The sequence below is a fragment of the Deltaproteobacteria bacterium genome (assembly GCA_016874755.1).
In the GTDB taxonomy this organism is placed as follows: Bacteria; Desulfobacterota; Binatia; order UBA9968; family UBA9968; genus DP-20.
Genome location: VGTH01000069.1, coordinates 1 through 21953, shown reverse-complemented (window position 1 = coordinate 21953; position 21953 = coordinate 1). Strand labels below are relative to the sequence as shown.

General features: G+C 58.0%; 21 protein-coding genes. 6 read left to right on the top strand and 15 right to left on the bottom strand.

Annotated elements, in window-relative coordinates; all coding sequences use genetic code 11:
- Nucleotides 1-125: 125 nt before the first annotated feature.
- The 7 genes from FJ145_25315 to FJ145_25285 all read right to left on the bottom strand — a co-directional run bounded on the left by FJ145_25315 (nt 126) and on the right by FJ145_25285 (nt 6860).
- A complete protein-coding gene (locus tag FJ145_25315; protein MBM4264729.1) occupies nt 126-1007 on the bottom strand; it encodes an integron integrase in 882 nt (293 codons plus the stop codon).
- Between the two features lie 159 nt (nt 1008-1166).
- Entirely contained in the window at nt 1167-1979 is an 813-nt protein-coding gene (locus tag FJ145_25310; GenBank protein MBM4264728.1) for a VOC family protein, read from the bottom strand.
- Nucleotides 1980-2069: 90 nt separating this feature from the next.
- Nucleotides 2070-2795, bottom strand: coding sequence for a hypothetical protein (locus FJ145_25305; protein ID MBM4264727.1), 726 nt, complete (start codon nt 2793-2795; stop codon nt 2070-2072).
- 105 nt (nt 2796-2900) lie between these two features.
- On the bottom strand, nt 2901-4049 hold the full coding sequence (locus FJ145_25300) for an ABC transporter substrate-binding protein (GenBank protein ID MBM4264726.1): 1149 nt from the start codon (nt 4047-4049) through the stop codon (nt 2901-2903).
- The gene (locus tag FJ145_25295; GenBank protein ID MBM4264725.1) at nt 3926-4918 is read right to left on the bottom strand and encodes an LLM class flavin-dependent oxidoreductase; all 993 of its coding nucleotides are present in this window, start codon (nt 4916-4918) and stop codon (nt 3926-3928) included. Before FJ145_25295 ends, FJ145_25300 begins: the two co-directional genes overlap by 124 nt.
- 126 nt (nt 4919-5044) lie before the next feature.
- Nucleotides 5045-6298, bottom strand: a complete 1254-nt coding sequence (locus FJ145_25290) for an MFS transporter (protein ID MBM4264724.1) — start codon at nt 6296-6298, stop codon at nt 5045-5047.
- A 28-nt stretch (nt 6299-6326) separates the two neighbouring features.
- Nucleotides 6327-6860, bottom strand: coding sequence for a peptidylprolyl isomerase (locus FJ145_25285; GenBank protein MBM4264723.1), 534 nt, complete (start codon nt 6858-6860; stop codon nt 6327-6329).
- 63 nt (nt 6861-6923) lie between these two features.
- On the opposite strand from FJ145_25285, the gene FJ145_25280 reads away from it, so the two are divergent.
- A complete protein-coding gene (locus FJ145_25280; GenBank protein MBM4264722.1) occupies nt 6924-7850 on the top strand; it encodes a DMT family transporter in 927 nt (308 codons plus the stop codon).
- Between the two features lie 49 nt (nt 7851-7899).
- On the opposite strand, the gene FJ145_25275 is transcribed toward FJ145_25280, so the two are convergent.
- On the bottom strand, nt 7900-8328 hold the full coding sequence (locus FJ145_25275; GenBank protein ID MBM4264721.1) for a Zn-ribbon domain-containing OB-fold protein: 429 nt from the start codon (nt 8326-8328) through the stop codon (nt 7900-7902).
- Between the two features lie 148 nt (nt 8329-8476).
- A complete protein-coding gene (locus FJ145_25270; protein ID MBM4264720.1) occupies nt 8477-9670 on the bottom strand; it encodes a thiolase family protein in 1194 nt (397 codons plus the stop codon).
- Nucleotides 9671-9800: 130 nt separating this feature from the next.
- Here FJ145_25270 and FJ145_25265 point away from each other — a divergent pair, with 130 nt between their 5' ends.
- Nucleotides 9801-10796, top strand: a complete 996-nt coding sequence (locus FJ145_25265) for an ABC transporter substrate-binding protein (protein ID MBM4264719.1) — start codon at nt 9801-9803, stop codon at nt 10794-10796.
- A gap of 13 nt (nt 10797-10809) precedes the next feature.
- Here the strand turns inward: FJ145_25265 and FJ145_25260 are convergent, their stop codons facing one another.
- Together FJ145_25260 and FJ145_25255 are read right to left on the bottom strand one after the other, a co-directional pair.
- Nucleotides 10810-11907, bottom strand: a complete 1098-nt coding sequence (locus tag FJ145_25260) for a lytic transglycosylase domain-containing protein (GenBank protein ID MBM4264718.1) — start codon at nt 11905-11907, stop codon at nt 10810-10812.
- A gap of 203 nt (nt 11908-12110) precedes the next feature.
- Entirely contained in the window at nt 12111-13142 is a 1032-nt protein-coding gene (locus FJ145_25255) for a transporter substrate-binding domain-containing protein (GenBank protein MBM4264717.1), read from the bottom strand.
- Between the two features lie 92 nt (nt 13143-13234).
- Here FJ145_25255 and FJ145_25250 point away from each other — a divergent pair, with 92 nt between their 5' ends.
- Nucleotides 13235-14197, top strand: a complete 963-nt coding sequence (locus tag FJ145_25250; GenBank protein MBM4264716.1) for an ABC transporter substrate-binding protein — start codon at nt 13235-13237, stop codon at nt 14195-14197.
- 59 nt (nt 14198-14256) lie between these two features.
- On the opposite strand, the gene FJ145_25245 is transcribed toward FJ145_25250, so the two are convergent.
- The gene (locus tag FJ145_25245; protein ID MBM4264715.1) at nt 14257-15276 is read right to left on the bottom strand and encodes a mandelate racemase/muconate lactonizing enzyme family protein; all 1020 of its coding nucleotides are present in this window, start codon (nt 15274-15276) and stop codon (nt 14257-14259) included.
- A gap of 199 nt (nt 15277-15475) precedes the next feature.
- Between FJ145_25245 and FJ145_25240 the strand changes: the two genes are divergently transcribed.
- On the top strand, nt 15476-16423 hold the full coding sequence (locus tag FJ145_25240; protein MBM4264714.1) for an ABC transporter substrate-binding protein: 948 nt from the start codon (nt 15476-15478) through the stop codon (nt 16421-16423).
- A gap of 203 nt (nt 16424-16626) precedes the next feature.
- Here FJ145_25240 and FJ145_25235 read toward each other — a convergent pair whose 3' ends face one another.
- Both FJ145_25235 and FJ145_25230 read right to left on the bottom strand, forming a co-directional pair.
- A complete protein-coding gene (locus FJ145_25235) occupies nt 16627-17583 on the bottom strand; it encodes an acyl-CoA desaturase (GenBank protein MBM4264713.1) in 957 nt (318 codons plus the stop codon).
- A gap of 399 nt (nt 17584-17982) precedes the next feature.
- Complete coding sequence (locus FJ145_25230) at nt 17983-18390, bottom strand: cupin domain-containing protein (protein MBM4264712.1); 408 nt, start codon at nt 18388-18390, stop codon at nt 17983-17985.
- Between the two features lie 165 nt (nt 18391-18555).
- On the opposite strand from FJ145_25230, the gene FJ145_25225 reads away from it, so the two are divergent.
- The gene (locus tag FJ145_25225) at nt 18556-19905 is read left to right on the top strand and encodes an amidohydrolase (GenBank protein ID MBM4264711.1); all 1350 of its coding nucleotides are present in this window, start codon (nt 18556-18558) and stop codon (nt 19903-19905) included.
- Nucleotides 19906-20139: 234 nt separating this feature from the next.
- Nucleotides 20140-20925, top strand: coding sequence for a hypothetical protein (locus FJ145_25220; GenBank protein MBM4264710.1), 786 nt, complete (start codon nt 20140-20142; stop codon nt 20923-20925).
- A gap of 67 nt (nt 20926-20992) precedes the next feature.
- On the opposite strand, the gene FJ145_25215 is transcribed toward FJ145_25220, so the two are convergent.
- Nucleotides 20993-21940 carry an amidohydrolase gene (locus FJ145_25215; GenBank protein MBM4264709.1) on the bottom strand — a complete coding sequence of 316 codons (948 nt, stop codon included), beginning with the start codon at nt 21938-21940 and terminating at the stop codon, nt 20993-20995.
- Nucleotides 21941-21953 lie beyond the last annotated feature (13 nt).

Genomic DNA, 21953 nt, shown 5'->3' with positions numbered 1-21953 from the left:
AAGAGCTTCCGCAAACTGAACGCACCACAGCTTGTCGGAAAAGTAGCGCGCGGGACGAAGTATGACAATGGCAAAGAGATGAGGGTCGCCGCCTAGTATCTTTTTACACACCTATTGACAACGGCTCAGGTTGCCGGCTTGGAAATTCCTGCGCTGCGGACCGCTTCGCGTACGGCTTTTTGCAGCACAGACTCGTGGAGATGATGCCTATACTGTTGGGCCGTAACGCGGTCGGAATAATATCGTGTTGCGGGAAAAACCCACTGCCATGCCCATTCTTTGCCTGCGTTCGGATATTTTCGATCCAAAGCGTTGGGCAACACGACTCGGCCCAAGTCCTGGTCAAGATCATGCTGGTGCTGTCGCCTACCGTTCTCCAGATGAGTACGGAGATCCTCTTTGACTGCGGCTGGAAGCATCGTGTAGCGATCCTTATCGCCCTTCCCGGCGCGGACAAGAATCTGGTTTTGCGCAAAGTCGATATCTTTAACCCGCAGCCTACAGCATTCCATGAGTCTCAATCCTGCGCCGTAAAGGAGCGTCGCCATCAGTCTTTCGCAGCCAGAGAGGTGTTGCAGGAGCGTCTGAGTCTCACCCCGCGTCAAAACTACTGGGAGTCTCGGCGCTTTCTTGGCGCGCACGACGCCGTTTACAAAGCCGATCTCTGTAACCAAGACCTGATGGTAAAGGAACAAGAGGGCGTTCAGCGCCTGATTCTGCGTCGATGCGCTGACGCGCAGTTCGCTTGCCAAGCTGGAAAGAAACTGCGCGATTTCTTTTTCGCGCATCTCCGCTGGATGCCGCTTGTTGTGAAAAAAGATAAAGCGCTTAATCCAGTGAACATAACTCTGTTCGGTCTTCGGGCTGTAATGGCGCGAGCGAATCGCATTGCGCACTTGGTCGAGCAGCTTGGGTTTCTGCGGCACGCCGGATGAGTGGATCATCGCCGCTGGCGGTTTTGCCGCTGGTTGATTTCTATTGAGTCGGTAAATTTTGGCTGGCTCCATGGTGTTTCCTCCTAGGTTTCATGATGCAATTCGCCTTATACTGAATTGAATTTCAGTATTCAAGGTGGCAAGTTTTTCATCGGCTCCAAACGCAAACTGGCCGGGGTGGTGCCCCGGCCAGTTGTGAATCCGCAGATTGTTTAATGATGTAATACCGCTCTAATCGGTCAGATCGAGCAGCACGCCGTCGGGGTCGGAGATGGCGTGCTTGCAGAGTTTGCAGGCTTCGAGATTCTTTAAGTGATTGGCGCCGTCGCGGCCGATGTCGACGCGGCGCACCGCCGAGGCGGGGTGGGCTTTGCCGAGGGCGTCGATGTCTTTTTTGGTCTGTTCGAGATTGTCGACCTTGAAGCCGAAATGGTCGAGACCGGAGTAGAAGCCGCGGTGGGTGACCATGCTCCAGGGCCGGATCGCTAGGCTCACTTTACCATCGGTTAGATAGTAGCTTTTGTCGCCTGAGAGGCCTTCCACCGGGCGCAGGTCGAATACTTTTTGATAGAACTCGGCGATCTGTTCGGTGCGCCCGCTGCGCATGCAGACATGATTGATCCAGCGCGGCTGTTCCCAGCCGAACTCGACATAGCCTTCGCGCACGTTGGCCATGCCTTTTTGGGAGAGATCGTATTGGTTGCCGTCCGGGTCGTGGCCGCGCAGGCCGGCGAAGGGCACGTGGCTTTGACTCTGATGGATGTAAATGTCGGGGTAGTGCTGCTTGACGCGGCTCTTCACTAGCTCGACGTCGTCGACGGCAAAGCCGAAGTGGTCCATGCCGGAGCGAAAGCCGGGCTGGCGTTGCAGGAGAGCAAGACCGATGACGCCGTCGCTCAAGTGGCCGCGGTCTTTGTTGTACTCGCCTTTTTCGTCGGTCATGCCGTTGGTGATCTTCCTCATGCCGAAAATGGTTTGATAGAACTTTGCTTCGCGGTCCCAGTTTTCGGTCATCACGGCGATATGTCTTATGCTTGTGAACATATACGCTCCTACTCGTTTTCCGGAATTGTTTGCAGAGATGGCTCGACCTGTCAACAGCAACTGTCGAGCTCGGAACTCGTGGCGCTAAGCTCAGCGCGCGCGACGCAGGTACATGCGTACCCAAAGGTCATAGAGGATGTCGGTACGGATTGGCTCCACCCGACAGCGGCCGCGCGATTCAACGATGACGCCGACCGATGTCTCGCGCCAGTGAATGCCCATGAGCCGTCGGCCGCTGCGCTCGACGTGGGCCCCGAGGGTGCGCAGGAGATGCGAGAGCTTGCGGCCGTCAACCGGGTGAAAGTATTGGCTGCGTTGGCTGATGCCGTCGCGCTCGATGCGCACGATATCGTCGCTGTCGAACCGGTACATGGGAGTTTTTCCGGCGCGCCGGTGCGTGAACGATAGCCCGGCACCGGCTGGCGTCAACACGCCATCGTGATCCCAAATCAGATAGGAGCGGCCGTCGCGCCGCAAGCTGAAATTTTTCAGGTGCAGTTGCTCGAGAGCTTGACCGACGGCGCGCAACTCGCGGGCGCAGCGTCGCGCTGGCGGGAGGGAAGCTTTACCGCCAAGACGGGGTTGCCGCGGTACCATCGTCGATGAGTTCGCGAGCAGTGTTAGATGCAAAACTTTTTGTTCGCTCTGGGTCGCCGATGGATGGCTACTCCGCAGAACCGCGCGCACCGGCAGGCGATAGTCGCAGTGCAAGCAAGAACCGAGGACGGCTGTGCGCCGATTATTGAAAGACCGGGTCGTCGAGTAACCGAGAAAAAAACCGCAGCGCGGGCAGGAGCGGGCCTTCAGAATCTGCATAATCCAGAGCGTTCAAATGCCGTCCGTGGTTCTATTTGGAATGGCCGGTGAAGTCAAACCACGCCTGCGGGGCTGCTAACCCCGCAGGCGCAATGCCGCGGTTCTTTACTTGCCGAGCCGTTCGAAGAAGCGCTCGCGCTGCAGCTCATCGAGGAGGCTCATGTCGAGAAAGCGCGCCATTTCGGCTTCGCTCTTGCCGAGGGTGGCGATCAGGTTGCGCCAACCGTTGGCTTCGGTGCGCGGAATCTCGCTGAAGCTGTCGGCGTAAAACTTGCGGGTTTCTTCGAGGGCAGCGCGCTCGCTGACGCCGGTATAGCGCGACAGCGCGCGGTAGGCCGAGTCGGGGTGGTTCTTCACGCGCGCGATGGCTTCGACGTAGCCCTGCAGAAATCGCTTCAAGAGCGGCCGCTGTTTGTCCAAGGTGGAGCGGGTAACGACCACCGAAGTATCGGTGAGATCGGCGTAGGGGCGCAAGTCGGCGAGTACCGGGAAGCCTTCTTTCGTGGCGATGAGCAGTTCGGGATAGGCGAAAACCGTTGCATCCACCACGCCTTCGCGCAGCGCTGCCATGCGCGTTGGGCTTGGGCCCAAGCTGAGCAGGGCGACTTTGTTGAAGTCGAGATTCCAGCGCTTAAACGCGAGCTGCAGCCCGAGCTCGCTCGACCCGCCGCGCGACGCGATGGCGATTTTTTTGCCAACTAAATCTTTGATATCGCGAATCTCTTTGCGCGCGACGATGCGCCAGTTCACCTGATTCATCACCGTCGCGATCATGACGAGATCGGCGCCGGCGATGCCGGCGCGCGCCACCGTCGAGGCCCCCGAATGAGTCAGCAGCAGCTCGCCGCTGAGCAGCGTTTGAATGATCCGCGAGCCGCCGGCGATCAACAGGATCTCCAGATCGAGGCCGTATTTTTTATCGAGCCCTTCCTGCTTTTGCACCCAGATTGGCAGGTGATAGCCGGTGGTGCCGGCGAAGCTGGCGCGCAGTTTGGTGAATTGCGCCTGTGCGTCGCCGGGCTTCGCGACGAGCGCAGCGAGTAGAACCAGGGTCGAGGACAAAAAATAAAGGACTGAGGATCGCAATGTGATATTCTCCTTACGATTGCCTATTGCCCGCTGCCGATTGGCTAATATTTCTGAATCACTTCCTTGCCCCACTTTTCCATCACTTGCTCGTAGATGGCGTTGGGCGGCGTTAGCAAGATGCGCTTTACGCCGTCGGCCTCCAACTGCTTCACTTTGGCAATGCACTCCGCCGGCGCGCCGGCGATGGTGAAGCGCTCGAGCAGGTAGGGAGTGACCAAATCGGGATCGACGCGCTCTTCAATCGGTTTGGAGATATCGAAATGATCCATGAATTTCTGCACCCCGGCGACTTCGCCTTCGGGAACGGTTTCCATGGTAAAGCGAAAATTATGATGGGCGCGGTTGGCCATGCGCGTGCGCACGCGCCGGCGCGCGAGATCGCCGTTGTCGTCGACGACGATCATGCCGGCGGGCATGATGTCGATGTCCGACAAGTTTCTGCCATCGTCTTTGGCGCCTTCGGCAACTTTCTTGCGCGCCCATTCCGTCACGGCCCTGTCGAATCCAGTCCCAAGAATAATGCCATCGCAGGTCCTTCCCGCGACCCGCAAAGTCTTCGGCCCTTCGGCGGAAATATAGATCGGCACCGGCCGCTGCCCGACTTTTAACTGCACGTTGCCGCCGGCGCGCTCTTTGCTTTTCGGCACGTCGACGCCGCGATCGTGCAGCAGATCGCGGATGCTGCGCAGGCCTTTTTCGAAATCAACCAGCTTGGTGGCGTGGCGCCCGAGGCTGTAAACCGGGCCATCGCCGGTGCCCATGCCGACGATCGCCCGGCCATTCGAAATTTCATTCAAGGTCGCGAAGGAATTTGCCACAATGGTTGCGTCACGGTAGACGATGTTGGTGACGGCGGTGCCGAAGCGAATTTTTTTCGTCTGCATCGCGCACATTGCCATGCCTTGAAATGGGTCGACGTTGCCCATCTGGCTGTCGGCGAAAAAGATCGCTTCGTAGCCCAGGGATTCGGCTTTTTTGGCGCGGTCGACGGCTTCCTGGACCGTGCGCGCGGAGCCGTGTAGACAGAAATTCATGGGATCTCCTTAGGAATTATTCACCACGAAGACGCGAAGGACACGAAGGTTCGGATGGTGCGCGCGGCGCACCCTACCAATGGACAATCGATAATAGCTATTTCCAAACGGCAGTTTCATTTTCCATTATCCGGTGTGTTTTGCTTGCCAGCGCACGCAAATATGAATCGCTAATCCTGAGATGACGAAGCAAACCAGGCAGACCGCTAGCGCCCAAGCATAGGTGCCGGTGACGTCGAAGAGATAGCCGCCCAACCACGAGCCGATGGCGCTACCGATGCCGAAGCTTACTTCAAGAAAGCCAAAGATCAAGCCGATTTTGTGGCCGGAAAAAATGTCGGCGATCACCGACCCATAGGTCGGGTTGCCGGCGCTGTGACCGAGACCGTAGAGCGCGATGGCGAGATAGACGAGCCAGAGCGGCGCGCCGAAGGTCATGGCGATCATGCAGCCGACGCCGGCGGCCGTCACCGCGGTGGCAAGGCCGTAGGCGCCGCTGCGGCCGAAGCGATCGGAGGCCGAGCCCCAGACAATAGTAGCGCCAATGCGGATAAAACCGATGAAGCCAAAATAATAAGACGCCGCGAGTTTTTCGTAGCCCACCGCGACAAAGTGGGCGATGGCGTGGGTGTTGATCAAAAACAGCGCTGTGCCGAGCGCCAAGTGGCCGATGCTGATGCACCAAAAAGGCACCGAGCGCGCCGCTTCGCCTAGTGTCCAGTCACGTTGGCCGGCGCGCTTGGCATGGCGGCCGCTGCGCGGTTCGGATGGCCGTACCTCGCCGTCGGGAAACTGCCCGACATCCTGCGGCGAGCGTCGTTGCAGCAGGGCGTTGGCCGGCAACAAAACCAGCAGGCACAAACTACCTGTGGCGATATAGGTCCAGCGCCAGCCGATGGCGCTGACGAGGATTTGCGTTGCTGGCACCATCACGAGGGCTCCCAACCCTTGGCCCATCGATGCAATGCCAATCGCGGTGGCGCGCCGGCGCACGAACCAAAAAGAGATCAGCGCGTTGTGACCGACGAAGCTGAGCGCGCCTTGTCCCAGTGCGGTGACAATGCCGTAGGAAAAATAGAGACCGAACAGCGAAGACGAGAAGGAGGAGAAAACTAAACCGAGGCCGACCAGCGCTGCGCCCGCCGGCATGAGCAGGCGCGGGCCGAGCCGGTCGAAGGCCAAGCCGACGACCGGGGACGCCAGCGCATAAACGAGAAAATTAATCGACGCGATGGAAGCGCCGTCGCTGCGCGACCAGTGAAACTCTTCTAACAGCGCGAGGTAGTAAACGCCGAAGGCGCCGTTGACGCCGCGCATGACCACCATGTTGGCGAAGCAAAGCGCGAGGATGACGTAGCCGTAGAAAAAACCGGGAGACATGGGGCGGGGATGGTACTCCAAGCATTGCTCATTTGGTTTCGGCGGCTTTGATGTCTTTGACCGTGACGTCGAAGTGCAGAGTCTTGCCGGCGAGCGGATGGTTGAGGTCGACAACGACGGTCCTATCTCTCACTTCGCGGATGCGGATCGGCATCACCCGCCCATCGCCGCTCCTAGTCAAAAAGCTCGCGCCGGCTTTCTGGGCCTCAACGGGGACTTTTTCGCGGGGAATTTCTTGAAAGGCTTTTTCGCTGACGACGCCATAGCCATCTTGCGGGCTCACTTTGACCTTCTTTCGATCGCCGACTTTGAGGCCATTCATCTCGCGTTCCAAACCGCCGACGATCTGCCCGGCGCCTTGAATGTAGGTCAGCGGCTCTTTGCCGACGCTCGAATCGAGCACTGCGCCGGCGTCATCGGTGAGCGTGTATTCGATCGAAACGATGGAACCGTCTTGAATCACGCTGGCGGGCTTGAGGGTGATCGCTTGCTGCGGTTGGCTCGCGCTCGGGCCCGATGCGCTGGTGAGAAAAAAGAGCACACCCAAAACCGCGCCGCTCATGGCCAAAAGGCCCAATAGTTTTTTCATTCTTTCCTCGTGAATTCGTCGTGTCAGTGTCCTCTTGTGATACCATACGAGGTTACGCTGTGCTACAAAGGCGGCGATGCTAGAAAGTTTGAACCGCCGGCGATGACTCCTGAGCTCTGGGCGCTCCTATCCGCCGCCGCTTGGGCGGTGGACTCGATTCTCGTCCGCAAAGGCTCCGCTTATTCGAATGCGTCGACCGCCGCATTTATCAGTTTTTCGGTCAATGTGGCGGCGCTGATCCCGCTGGTGCTGTGGCACTATTCGACGGCGCAAATTTTTCATCCGGGCAATTTGTATTTTGCCGCCAGCGGCGTCATCCAACCGGCGATGGTGCGCGTGATGTTCTACATGGGCATCATGCGCCTTGGCGTGTCGCGCGCTGGTCCGCTGCGCGGCATCGCGCCGCTGTTCACACTGGCGCTGGCGTTTTTCACGCTGGGCGAGCGCCCCGGTTTGTCGGTCTATTGGGGCGCGCTTATGACCGTGGCGGGCATCTGGTTGGTTTCCTACGAAAGGCCCGGCGAACAGAAGTGGCGCAAGATCGATCTGCTGTTCCCCCTCGGCGCGGCGGTGCTGGCGTCGATTTCACAAAATATTCGCAAGCTCGGATTGAACGTGACCGGCGAGCCGCTGCTCGCCTCGACGGTGAGCATTACGACTTCGTTTTTCTGCCTGGTCGGATCGCTGGCGGTCTCCGGCGGTTGCCGCTCGCTCAAGTTTCGCGGCGGTTGCTTGCCGTATTATCTGAGCGCGGCGATCTTCGCGCTGTTCGGCCAGTTCTTTACCTTCCGCGCTTTGCACAAGGGCGATCTGTCCGTGGTCAGTCCGATCATCAACACCACGCCGCTGTTCATTCTCGCTTTTACCGCGCTCTTTCTGCGCGGCGAAGAGAAAATCAACAAGCTCGTGCTGCTTGGCGTGCTGTTGATCGTCGGTGGGATCGCGCTGATCACGGGACGGTGATGTAGGGACAGGTCGCGACCTGTCCCTACACAACGAAACAATTACACACCTAAGCGGCGGGTTTAAACTTGGGCAAGGTCAGGCCGTCGCCGGTGTCTTCGAAGACGGTTTCCACTTTCATGTCGATGTGCACTTTGTCGATGGGGCAGCCGATCACGTTGCTGCACAGCCGCGGGCCGTCGTCGAGGTCGACCCAGGCGGTGACGTAGGGGATATCGGGACCGAAGCCGCGCAGCGCGGTGCCGACCACTTCACGGATGATCGTGAAGCAGAAAATTTTTCCCTTGCCGCCGGTCTGCACCCATTCGAGTTTGTCGCTGGCGCAGTCGCCGCACACCGGCCGGGGCGGAAAGACCCAGGTCTTGCAGCTCGAGCATTTTTGCATCATCAACTTGCCGGCCTTGGCGCCGTCCCAGAAGGGTTGATTGACCGGCGTAACATCGGGAAGGGGTTTTTTGGCTATTTTTTCTTCTGCCATGTTAGAGCTCCTAGTAATTGGCTAAAAAGATTCACCACGAAGACACGAAGAACACGAAGTTCGGAAAAGATATTTTGTCAAAGGCTTCCGTCATCTTCGTGTCCTTCGTGCCTCCTTCGTGAAATAATCCTTTCATCGTCGCGCAAAACTACGCTTCGCTGCCAAGAATCGCCGCCGCGGTGCAGCCGAAATTTTTGCCATAGTTAACCGCGCCGACGCCGGTGGAGATGCCGAATTTGATATGGGGCACTTGGCGCTCGCCGCATTCACCTCTGATTTGCCGCACGGTTTCGATGACGTGCAGCATGCCGCCGGTGGTCGACGGTTGGCCGCAGTTGATCATGCCGCCGCTGGTTTGGATCGGCAGGTCGCCTTTAAACGTGAAGTCGGTCTTTTCAAAAAACGCTTTGTCGTTGCGGCCGCAAAAACCCAAGTCCTCGATTTGAATCATGACGACCGGAATGTAGTCGTCATACAGATTCAAGCAGCGAATGTCTTTGTGGGCGACGCCGGACATCTCAAAGGCACGCTTGCCGGCTTGGGTGATGCCGGTGATCAGCGGATTGGCGCGGTAGCGTGGCCCGAAGCTAGCGTTGTTGCACTCGCCCCAGCCGAGCAGGTACACCGGCGGCTTGCGCATCGATTTGGCGCGCTCGGCGGAAGTCATGATGTAGGCTTTGCCGCCGTTGGCCGGCATGACGCAATCGAACAGCCTGATCGGGTCGGAGATCATGCGCGACTTTCTGTAATCGTCGATGGTGATCGGTTTGCGCAGGTAGGCATTGGGATTGAGCGAGGCATGATAGCGGCCGGTGACAGCGATCTTACCGAAGTGATCTTCGGTCATGCCCGACTCATGCATGTAGCGGCTCATGACAAAGGAAATTTTGCAGTTCGGCCCCATGACACCGAAGGGCATTTCGAAATCGCGCGTGTCGGCATGGGCGCCGCGGTGACCGCCACGCTCGCCAAAGGGCGAGGCCGCGGCGATGACGAGAATGAGATCGCAGAGCCCGGCGCTGATCGCCGCGGCACAGTGGCCGAGCAGCGACACGGAGCTGGCGCCGCCATTGCCACCGGCCATGGAAACGCCCGGCGTAATGCCGAGAATGGCGGCCACTTCTTCGGGCCAAAACGGTTGTGAGTGGTTGGTGGTGTAAATGGCGGCAAGCCCCTGGCCGTCAAAATCTTTTTTGGTCAGGCCGGCGTCTTCCATTGCGATGCGCGCCGCCCAGGCGAGATATTCCGCCGTTGATTTGCGCGGCTCGCCGGGCTTGCTGCCAAGGCGATCGAGCGGCGTTTCGCCGATGCCGACGACTGCAGCTTTTCCACGAATGCTCATGAGACTCGTTCCTTTCGTTAGTCTTTGGAGAAATATTTTAGTGCCGCGTAACTGTCAAGCCAAAGTAGCCGGCTATCTTGACCCGCTGTGGCCGACCCCCTAATATTTCGCGGACCGATAAGGAGTTTGGATGAAATTAATCAAGACATGGGTTCTCGCTTGGCTGGGGCTGTTTGCCAGTTTGCTGGATCTTTCGTTGGCGGCAGAGAGGACGGAAAAACTCATCGCCGACTACGGCGGTCATGCTGGTTTTCAAAGCGCGGTGTGGGTGGCCAAGGACCTGAAGATTTTCGAGAAACACGGCCTCGACATCGAAGTCATCATGATCACCGGCAGCGCGCGCTCGGTGGCGGCTTTAATGGGCGGCAGCACCCATTTTGCCACGGGGTCGGTAACCGGACCCCTCGCCGCTGGCGCCAAAGGGCTCGACATCAAAGTGCTCGCCGCATCGTACAACAAGTTTCCCTACGCGTTTGTCGTGAAGCCCGACATTCGCACGCCCAAGGATTTGCGCGGGCGTAAGGTCAACATTCTCAACTTCGGCGGTTCCAACGATCTGGCGCTGCAGTTGGCATTGAAAGAATGGGGCATGAAACTCGCCGACCTCCAAGTGATCATCGGTGGTGATGCGCCGACACGCATGGGCGGGCTGATCGCCGGACGCAGCGACGCGGTCATTCTTTCGCCGCCGCACTTGAACATCGCCGTGAAAGCCGGCTTTCGCATCTTGGCCGACATGGGCGAGATGAGCACCAACTTTCCGCAGTCGACGTTGAACGTGAAGGGCAGCTTTCTGCGCGACAACCGCGATACCGTGAAGCGTTTCACGCGCGCTTACGCAGAAGCGATTCACGTCATCAAGACGCAACGTGAGCGCACCATGAAAGTCTTTGCCAACCGCATGCGCATCGAAGACATGGAAACCGTGCGCGCGACCTACGACTACTTCGCGCCGCGTTTCTCAATGCCGCCGCGCGTCAACATGGCTGGAACGCGCGACACGCTGGCGTTTTACGCCGAGCAAAATGCCGACTTCAAAGGGCGCAAAGCCGAGGAGTTCATCGATCACTCGGTGATTGACGAGTTGGAGAAGGAAGGGATTTTCAAAAAACTGGGCGGATCGTGATTGGCACAAGACGCTACGATCCTAAGCGCTTGCGCGGTGGCCGGGCGGAGGCCAGCTGGCTGACCGGCGGTGTGTCGACTAGCTGGCGGTGCACGGAAATAAAGCGCTCCATGCGCTCTCTGGGCAGATTCAAGGCATAGCCGGCTGGAACTTCTTCAGCACGCCTGTCGAGCGATTTATTCCAATCGAAAAATTGGCGCTCGTGCACCGCGGCCGTCTTCAGGAGCGACTGCACGGGCACGGCCTTTTTGATTTTCACTTCGCGAAAACGGAAGGGCTGAAACGGCCGCCGGGTCAAGAACGGCGCCTCTTTGTTGTTTAGCATCTCGCGAATCGCGAGAAACTCGGCGTAAAAATTTTTCGGCTCGTAGCCAAACCGCGAATGGTTGTACTCGCGGATGATCGTCACCAAATCGGACGAACCGACCGCGTCGCGCGCCTGGGCGACGGCGGTTGGTCCGAAGTTGTAAGCGGTTAACGCCAACGGCCAATTTTTGCCGAAGCCTAAATAATTTTCACGCAAGATCTTGGCGGCTGCGCGCGTCGAGGCATAGGGATCCAATCGCATGTCGCCCTGGTTGAAACGGACGATGGCGATCGGCATCAGCTGCCAAATACCCAACGCGCCGGCGTGCGAGCGCGCGCTGTTGTCGAAGGCCGACTCCACGTGGGGCAAGTAGGCGAGATCGACCGGTAGCTTTTCTTCGCGAAAGACGCGGCGCATGCCGGTGAGATAACGTTGCGAGCGCTCATGGCTGATCTGGAACTGCTCGCGCGCGCCGCGCTGGCTGCGCACCTGGTCGGTTTTGCCGTGCAGCCCGTATTGATTGATGATGCGGGCGCGCTCGGCGTTGATCAGGGCATTGAGATTTTGTTTGTTCTCCGGGACGCTGATGACGCTGTAGATTTTTTTGTGATCCTCCGGATTGTGAAAGACAATCTCGTGCTCGCTATACAAAGTAAAAATCTTCTTCCAGAAATCGACCGCATCGCGCAAACCGTTGGGCACCGGAAACGGATTCTCCTCGGCGTGAAGTTTGCCTGTGACGGAACTCATAGTGAACAAGCAGGGCACGAGTAGAACGAGGAAGAATTTCTTTGCGATAAACATGAAGCCCTCCGCGGACGCAGTTTCCTGCGAGCGTGTTAATCTCTATAAAACATTGCCGCGGAAATCCAGACGTTTTGCGAGAATTTTTTTGCGAAATTTTAAAGCGATGTTGTCTTGGGGTGAAAAATAAAACGCAATTAAGTTCAGCTGCAACTCCACTAATATCGACGTTTGCAAATCTGTGACGATTCTGCGCGCGCCGCTTACTTGTAAAGTTCTTTGATGAAACCAGATTTTTCCAGCTCGGCGACAAACGAGTTGTCGATGAACTGTTCGGGCTTGGCGGTCTTCGCATTTGGATTGATCGCGAAGTTCAGCACCGTTTGCATTGCCGGAAGCGAAACCAACGGCGCTTGCTCCCAGGCTTTCACGTAGGTGTTGTACGTCTCCTCGAGATCTTCTTTGTTGTCGGTCTTGGTCCACTTGGCGATCACTTGTTTGGCGGTTTCCGGATCGGTGCGCGCGATTTTGTTGGCTTCGATGTAGGCTTGCACGTAGCGGCGCACTTTGTCGCGATCGCTCTTAATAAAATCCCGAGTGGTGGCGAGGCCGGCGTGGATCATCGGAATATTACGCGCGGCGATATCCACCAACTCTTTCAGTCCCGCCTGTTTTGCCCGCAGAGTTGTTGGCGCCGAGACGATGCCGGCGTCGATGCGGCCTTGCGCCAGCGCGGTGATCATGTCGGGCATGCCTTGCAGGTGGGTGACTTGAATATCTTTACCCGCCACCATGCCGGCTTGCTGGATCAACATTCTCGCTGCCAAATCCGTCGTCGAGCCAGGTAGCGTCACGCCGAGCACTTTGCCTTTGAGGTCGGTAAATTGTTTCAGTTCCGGTTTGCTGTACACCGACAGCACGGCGCGGTTCAAAATGCCGATGATAAACGCGACGCGCGCGCCGGCGAGGCCGGCTTCGACGAGCTCGGTGCCTGGGTTGACGATGTCGGTGCTGCCGGAGAGCAGTGCTTGTGTGCCGGTGGCCGATAGCATGTATTTCAAATCCACCGCGAGGCCGTACTTGTTGAACACTCCCTTGTCCTGCGCGATCCACAACGGCGCGAAGGCGCCGCCGATCGAAGCGTAGGTGGCGCGCAGCGGAATCAATTCCGCACTGCGCGCGTGAACGGGAAATAAACCAACGGTAAAAAGAAAAACGAGGACGACAACTTTCAAGCGATGACCGCGCATAAGCACCCCTTTGGTTGGAATCGGTGCATCTATATTAAAAATCATTGCTGAGTGCCAGCGCTGGGCAAAGTTTTTTCTAGTCGAGCGGGGCGCGGCTGTGCTATAGGAAAGATCGTCAAGACCCAGGAGGATGAGCGATGAAGCGAGCGCGGCTGCAACTGTCGATGGTGTTCATAAGCGTGACGATCGCAACGCTGTGGAACGGGCGGGCGATGAGCGCCGAAGCGCCGCAGAAAATTCGCTTCGCCATTGCCAGCCGCAGCAATGTCGTGGCGCCCAAACATATCGCCATTTCCAAAGGCTTTTTCAAAGCCGAAGGGCTCGAAGTCGAGCTGATCCAAATGAACCCGCGGCTCAGCGCGACGGCGTTGGTGAACGGCGACGTGCAATACGCCGACGCGTTCACCAGCACGTTTCGCGGCATGATGCAGGGCTTTCCGATCAAGCTGGTGCTGGTGCATCAGAAAAAAGGCCCATACTTTTTGATCGCGCGTCCGGAGATCAAAGACATTCAGCAGCTCAAAGGCAAGAAACTGGGAGTCGCGACCCTGCGCGGCTCCGATCATCTGGTCGCCGATGAGTTGATGTTGTCGAAAGGATTCAACCCCACCGGGGTGCAGCCCATTGTCATCGGCGATGCGTCAACGCGCTATCAAGCGATGCTGATGGGCGTGATCGATGTCGTCGCGCTGGCGACGCCGCAGGATTTGATGCTCAAACAAAAGGGCTACACCGTGTTTGCCGGCCCGCCGGAAGTCGGCGTGCCCGGTTCGGGTGTGTTCGCTGCGGAAAAATTTTTGAAAGAAAACACCGCGGTGGTGCGCCGAACCCTCCGCGCGCTGCTGCGCTCGCACAGTTACATCTTGGACAACAAACCGGAATCGGTGCAGGCGATGATGCAATGGCTGCCGCAATCGCAGGAGGTGGCGAACCATTCCTATGACGTCGAGATGAAAGCGCTGGTGCGCGATGGCTTGATGAATGACGCCGAGCTCGACGTACTGATCGCCAAGCTCGGCGAGAAAAAACGGCCGATGGACGAGATCCGAGATTTCTCGCTGGCGCGCCAGGTGTGGAAAGAACTGGAAGGCGGCAGGTAACCAGACTCCCAAGCGATCTCGCGGATCGGGCCGATCGGTCGGATCGGACAGATGACAGTTCACTGCTCTTCAAACTCTTTCAGCGCATCGAAGCGGGGCTCCAACCCAAGGCCTGGCGTTTCGGGTAGCGTCACCCAGCCTTTATCGGGCGCCGCCGGTTCTTTGTAGATCTTGTCGCCCACACCCCACATCTCGAAATGAAATTCGACGCGCCAGCCGTTGGCCATGGCGGCTTGTAAATGCATGTTGTGGTGCGGCCAGCCGCCGCCATTGGCGATGGGGATGTTAAAGGCCTGCGCCAGCGCGGCGACTTTCACCGCTTCGGTGTAGCCGCCGACGGAGCCAACGTTGGGTTGCGCAATATCGACGGCGCGGCTCGCGATCAGCTCGCGATGACGGAAACGGTGGCCTTCGTTCTGACCCGCGGCTATGGGGATGCAAGTGTTGCGGCGCAGATCGGCGAGCAACAAAGCGTCGTTCTGATAGACCGGCTCTTCAAACCAGGTGATGCCGAGGGGCTCGATCATTTTACAGAGCTCGAGCGCGCGGTTGTATGAGAATAGATAGTTGGCGTCGATCATCAGCTCGACGTCGTTGCCGACGGCTTTGCCTACCGCTCTGACGCGCTCGGCGTCGACTTTCGGATTTTCCGGATCGACGGCAACGACCATCTTCAAGCGCGTCTCGTTCTGTTTGACCAGTTGTTTGGCGACTTCGACCAACTGTTCTTTATTGTATTGCTTGAGGCCAAAAGTCACATAGGCCTGCACCGGGTTCTGCGCGCCGCCGAGCAGGCGCCAAACCGGTTCCTTGTAGTGCTTGCCTTTGATGTCCCAGAGCGCGATGTCGATGGCGCTCACGGCCGAGCTCCACATGCCGGTCTGCACCCGCGCGTTGAATTGCTTGATCAGCGCGTTCCAGACGCGTTCGGTTTCCAGCGGATTTTTGCCTTTGAGAAATGGCGCGACTTCACGATTGATGAACTCTCTGACGCCGAAGCGCTGCGAGCCGCGCGTCAGGCCGTAGCCGGTGACGCCAAGGTCGGTTTCGACCGTGACGAATGCAATCGGCGTGACGATCTTCTCTTTGAGCAGCGGCACTTCCACCGGCACGCGGTGAAGCGTGGCTTTGACATCGGTAATTTGCAGAAATCACCTCCAGCGATTGGCAACGACAGTTAGCTGGATGGTCAGTTTAAGTCAAATCCGTGGAGATGCTTGACGAAGGCGGGTTAGCAGGTTATTCGAGACCTAACTCTTGCTCGGGAGGGGCTCGCCGATGGCACGCACGATTTTTGCGATGATGGCAAGCTGGTTTGTGACGCTCGCAGTGGCCAACGCTCAGCCGGTGCGCGGCGCGTTTCCGTCGCCGAGCATACAGATCTTGCCCATGATGGTGGCGGCCGAGCGCGGCTTTTACAAAAAAGAGGGTTTGGATTTGGAGCTGATCTTCGTGCGCGGCGCGGCGACTGCCGTGCAAGCGCTGATCGCCAACCAGATTCATTTTATTTTTTCCATCGGGCCGCAGATGCCGGCGGTGTGGGAAGGCAACGACATTATGATTCTCGCCCAGCAAGTGGGGCGGCCGACATTCTCGATGGTGGTGACGACGGACATTCAAAAGATCAGCGATCTCAAGGGCAAGAAAATCGGTGTTACCTTCGGTGGTTCCACTGCGGCGGGCACCAAAGCGCTGCTCGAACTGAACAAGATCAACCCGGACAGAGAGGTCGAATACATCAACTTGCCCGGCAACGAACCGAAGATTACGGCGATGAAACAGGGGATTATCTCTGCCGCGCTGCTGGCGCCGCCTGCCGACTATCTCGCTACGAAGGCTGGCTTAAAGCGCTTGGTGAGCTTGGCGGATATTTTCAAAGACACGGCGTTTACCGGCTTGGCGGCGACGTCGCGAACGATCAAAGAAAATCCGCAGATGGTGCGGCGCATGGTACGTGCCATCGTGCGCTCGGTGATCCACACGCGCGACAATCCGGAAGACGCCTTGCAGATTACCATGAAAAGGTTGAAGCTCGAACGCGACGCGGCGCAGGACGCCTACCAGATGATTCGCGATGCCCTGGTTCCCGTGCCGACGGAAAAGGGCGTCGAGCTGATGGCGCAATGGCAGGCGATCGCGTTGAATACCAAGCCGAAGCGGAAAGTGACCGAGTATATGGACTTGCGTTTAGCCAACGAAGTAATGACGGAGCTGGGACAGAAGTGACGGAGGAGACCTTACCACAAAGAGCGCAAGGGATCACAAAAAGCGCTGCGCGCCCGGGTTGGGAATCGGAGAATTTAACCGCAAAAAACGCAAAGAGCGCAAAGAAGAATTCGGATGGAGGGGCGCGATTCATCGTGCTCGCATGATCGGCTGAAACCTCCGAGTCGGCCTAAGGGACTTCGGTCGCCGCTCGCAGTAGGCGATCACGCCGCGCGCAAGTGCTTCTTACCGGCAAGTTGCTCCGCCGGATCGTAGGCCTTGACCGGCACTGGCTTCAGGTCCCAGATGACGCCCAGCCACGATAAGATTTTCAGGATGTAGTAGGTGATATCGATCTCCCACCAGTAAAAGCCCTGTCGGGTGCAGGCCATATGTTGGTGGTGGTTGTTGTGCCATCCTTCGCCCAGTGTGATCAGCGCCAGGAGAAAGTTGTTGCGGCTTTCGTCGCCGGTGTCGTAGCGCTTGCTGCCAAGCACATGGGCCACCGAGTTGATGCTAGCGGTGGCATGAAACAACACGGTGGTGCTGACGACAAATCCCCAGACAAATAGTTGCATGCCGGTCACGCCAAGCTCAGGCGCGGTGCGCGCCAGGGCGGCGCCGCAAAGATAAATCAGCAATCCAAGAGCCAGCGGCACTGCTTTGTCAAAGCGGTTCAACCACACGAGTTCTGGAAAGCTGGCAAAGTCTTTGATGCGGTTGTATTGGGTGGCGTAATAGCGTGTGCACATGAACCAGCCGGCGTGCGCGCGCATGAAGCCGTATTGCACCGGCGAATGCGGGTCGGCCGGCGTGTCGGAGTCGCGATGATGGTTTCTGTGATTGGCCGCCCACCAAAGCGGGCCGCGCTGCGCCGAAGCCGCTCCAATGATGGCAAAAACCAGCTGCGCCGGGCGCGAAGTTTTGAAAGTGCGGTGTGAGAAGTAACGATGGTAGATGCCAGTGATGGCGAACATGCGCACAAAATAGAGCGCGAAAGCTGTCCAGACGGCGGTCCAGCTCCAGCCCACGAGAAACACGCCAAGGCAGCCCAGGTGCAATAGCACAAACGGCGCGCAGCGCAGCCAATTGACGCGGTCAATATCGCGAATCTTTGCTGTGGAATTCGGGTTGTGATAGTCGGCGTCAAACCATTGGACGAACGATGAACTTATTTTCATAAATTCCGTGCAAGGTAGCATGCACTCAAATTGACTACAATGAATCCGGGGGGTGGGACAAAAAAATCGCGCCAGGCGGTTAGGGGACCGTTGTCGGGAGTTTGACGCTGCGCCGGCCCGCGGCCTCGTGAGACTGTGCCGCAATGCGCAAAGTCCCCGGTTTTGTCATCGGCCGCAGCAGGGAAAACTCCGGATCGAGATAGGACCAACTCCCGACGCTCTCTTCAACATGGGCATCGCAATCGATGACGCGCATTGAGACCTCTGAGATACTTTCACCACGAAGAGACGAAGGGCGCGACGATTCGGATAAACCACGAAACACACGAAAATCACAAAGCGAAAACTGGGCCGAGTCTTGTTTCGTGTGTTTCGTGGTTGCTTGCTCCGGATCCAGCGCTATTGCCGTGTGCCGAAGGTGTTCTGCTCGACCATCCACTGCTTCTGGGGCGCGAGATCGACGCGCTTGTTGTCGACGCTTTGATCTTTAGCGGTAACGCGCAAGACTTCGAGCGGTTCCTTCGAAGCACTCTCGAACCAATACTTGAACCCGCGCGGCACTAATAGGCCCTCGCCTTTCTGATAAACGCCAATCTCCTTGTCGCCTTCGCCGTAGAAGCGCACGGCGCCGTTGACGACGTACCAGAAAGCGTCTTCGCCGGTGTGCGTGTGCAGGTTGTTCTCACCGCCGTCTTTAACCACTTGAACTTGCACCTTCATCAGGTCGCTGTTGCACACCTGCCAGGTTTTCTTCGGGCCTTCGAATTCGGGAGTCTTGTGGCGAAACTCTTTTGCGTCTTGTGCCATAGGTCACCTCCTTCGCGAAATTTTTCTTAACTTAGTCCCGCAGGTGCCATGCGTCAAGTCGGCGCAGCAGCGTTGGGCGTCTCGGGTCTGTCGTCTCGGGTTTGATTCTCGTTACCGGAGTGTATTACCTATGGCGAGATCGCCAGAATCTCGTTACCCTTGCGCATGAGCAATCTGATCATCACCAACGCTCTCATCGTGCCAATGACGGAAGAGCGCAAGTTCTTCGCCGGCTGGGTGCGGCTGCGCGACGGCGCGATCACGGCCGTGCAACCCGGTGCGCCGCGCGAGGTGGCGCGCGATGAGGAGTGCATCAACGCAGAAGGTCGTGTGCTCATGCCGGGGCTAGTTAACGCGCACACCCATCTCTACCAAGTGTTGCTGCGTGCGGTCTGGGAAGATTTGGAGCTGATGCCGTGGCTAAAGCGCATCTACGGCTGTGCCCGGGTGCTGACGCCGGAGCACTTCTACGCAGGATCGCTTTTGGGATGTGTCGAAGCGATTCGCAGCGGTGTGACGACCGTGTGCGAGCATAATTTTCTCAACCCGAGCCCGGAATGCGCGCTGGAAACCATTCGTGCGATCCAAGACTCCGGTCTGCGCGCCGTGTTCGCGCGCACGATCATGGACACCGGCGAGATCGTGCCGGACTGTACCAAAGAAAGACCGGAGCAGGCGTTCCGAGTCATTCAGGATGTTCTGGCGAAGCACAAGAGCGCTAAGCAGCTCAGCTTCATGACCGGCCCGAACACGCCGCCGATCAACACCACACCGGACTTGCTGCGCGAGGTGCGCAGGTTTGCCGATGCGCACAATCTTGGCATCAGCGCCCACGTGGCTGAGTCGCATTCGGTGGTCGAGAGCGTGCGCCAGCGGCATGGCAGGAACGGTGTCGTCGAGTTTTTACAGCAATTTGGCATTCCCGGAAAAAGTTCCATCTTCGCTCACTCGGTGCATGTCTCGAACGAAGAAATTACCATTCTCAAAGAAACCGGCACGTCCGTGTCGCACAACCCGGTCAGCAACATGATGCTCGGCGACGGCGTGGCGCCGGTGGTCGAAATGCTGCGCCAAGGCGTCAACGTCGCACTCGGCACCGACGGCGCGGCGAGCAATCATTCGCAGGATTTGTTCGATACCATGAAGGCCGCTTCGCTCTTGCAAAAAGTCCATCACCGCGACGCCGGCGTTATAAAACCCTACGACGTGCTGCGCATGGCGACGGTCGGCGGCGCCAAAGCTCTAGGACTCGACGCGCATTGCGGTACGATCGAAGTCGGCAAGCGCGCCGATCTGATTCTCGTCGACATGGGGACCGTGCACGGCGCGCCGGTGAACGATATTTTTAGCCAGATCGTGCACTGCGCCAAAGCGAGCGATGTGTGCACGGTGATTGTCGACGGCAAGGTCGTCATGCGCGACCGTCAGCTCACGGGCCTCGATGACAAAAAGATTCTCGCCGACGCCAAAGATGCCAACCGCGATCTAATGAACCGGCTGAATTCTTCTCTTTGACAAAGAGGGTTTAGGGGAGATTTTCTTCGCTGGCCGATCTTAAGAGACACATGCGGCATTGCTATAAGAACCACACCACGCCCCAGGCAAATCCCCCTTGTATCCCCCTTTTTCCAAGCGGGGATATGACAATCTTCGGACCCGGTTAGTACGCATGCTTTTTCTTGTCCTCGCCATCCTCGGCTCCGGCGTCATCCCGGTGATCTTTGCGCCTTCGAAGGTTGGCGCGTCAATTTGTTTTGGGCGATTCCGATCAACTATCTCACCTGCGTCGCCATCGGCAGTTTCTTGGCTGGAGAGGGGCTGAGCTTGCGGCGGCTGGCGGCTGAGCCGTGGATCGCCTTGGCCGCGGTGCAGGATTTTCTCTTGGCCGTGAATTTTTTTCTGCTGGCGCACACGGCGCAGCGCGCCGGCGTCGCGATTGCGGCCTTGGCGAGCCGTTTGTCGGTCGCCATTCCGTCGGTTTTGGCATTCGTGCTCTACGGCGACTCGCTGTCGCTGACCAAACTGACGGGATTGCTCGCCGCTCTCGTCGCGCTCTACCTATGCACCGCGCCCGATAAGAAAAGCGGCGGCTTGAGCTCGCGAATGTTTCAACTGTTGCCGCTATTGGTCTTTGTCACCTTCGGTTGCTATTTCACGATCCTCAAATATTTGCAGACCTATTACCTCGACCACGCGACCTATCATGGTTATGTCATGTCGGGGTTTTCTTTCGCGCTGGTGACGGCCATCGTCATCGGCGCGAGCAAAGGCGTGCTGTCGCCGAAGGAGTTTCGCCTGCTGCACGTCGTTGCCGGATTAGGATTGGGCGCGGTTAACTACGTGGCCGTCTACGCGCTGCTGCGAGTGTTGGCGCTCAAGGGCTGGGAAAGCTCGCAGCTCTATCCGATTTACAGCGTCGGCGTGGTGGCGGTGAGCGCCGTGCTGGCGGTTATTTTTTTCAAAGAAACATTGTCGCGGCAGAAAACCGTGGGGCTGGCGGTGGGGATGATAGCGGTCGCGTTGCTGAATCGTTGAAACGGAAAGGGGCGACCAGCCGGTCGCCCCGACAAAATCAAACCCACGTTGAATTCGTGAGCCCTTGTTACATGGCGTAGTAATTCCTGCAGTTGTCCCAGAGAATCTTGCGCTTGTCGTCGTCACTGAGCGGCAAGCGGAGAAAATAATTCACCGCTTCGGGATAGCGCGAGTCGACGTGCGGATAGTCCGTCGAGAAAACCAGATTGGAATTGCCAACTTGTTTGATCACGTCGGTGGCGATCGCTTCGTCCGGCTCGATAGAGACGACGCATTGGCGTTTGAAGTAGACGCTCGGGTTTTCGTTCATGCCCGGCGCGAAAACGTCGCCGTCCAATTCATAGGCCTCGTCCATGCGCCACAGGAGCCAGGGCAGCCAGCTGCAGTTGGCTTCCAAGAACGCCACGCGCAGCTTCGGATGACGCGCCAGGATGCCGCCGCCGCAGAAGCTGCCCAGGGCGAGCATCTGCTCAATCGGTTGAGCGAAGACACGGCGCAGCATGAAATTGGGCTCCATGCGCTCGCCGACTTGATTGCGGCCGGTGCCGGTGGATTCGTGAAAGCCGATCGACAAGTTCAAGTCTTCCAATGCGTGCCACAGCGGCTCGTAGTATTCGCTTTGCCATTGGTGATCGACCAACGGATTGGCGCGCAGGAACACCGCGCGAAAACCCAACTGCTCTTTGCAACGGCGCGCTTCTCCGACCGCGTCGTCTATGCTGTAGGTTGACAGCATGCCGGCGCCGGTTAGGCGGGCGGGGTCCTTCGAGCAGAAATCGTACATCCAGTCGTTGTAGGCGCGCGCCATGGCGGCGGCGAACTCGGGATCGAGGCGATCGTCGACCATCGCGCGCAGGCCGCGGGTCGGATAGAGCACGGCGACGTCGATGCCTTCGATATCCATCGCTTCGAGTTGGACTTCGTTGGTCCAGCCGCGCTTGGCATCGTCGCCAAATACGATTTGCTTGTCTTCGAAATTTTTGCCGCGGGCCGTGTCGTTTTGCGGCGTAATCATGCGGCAACCACCG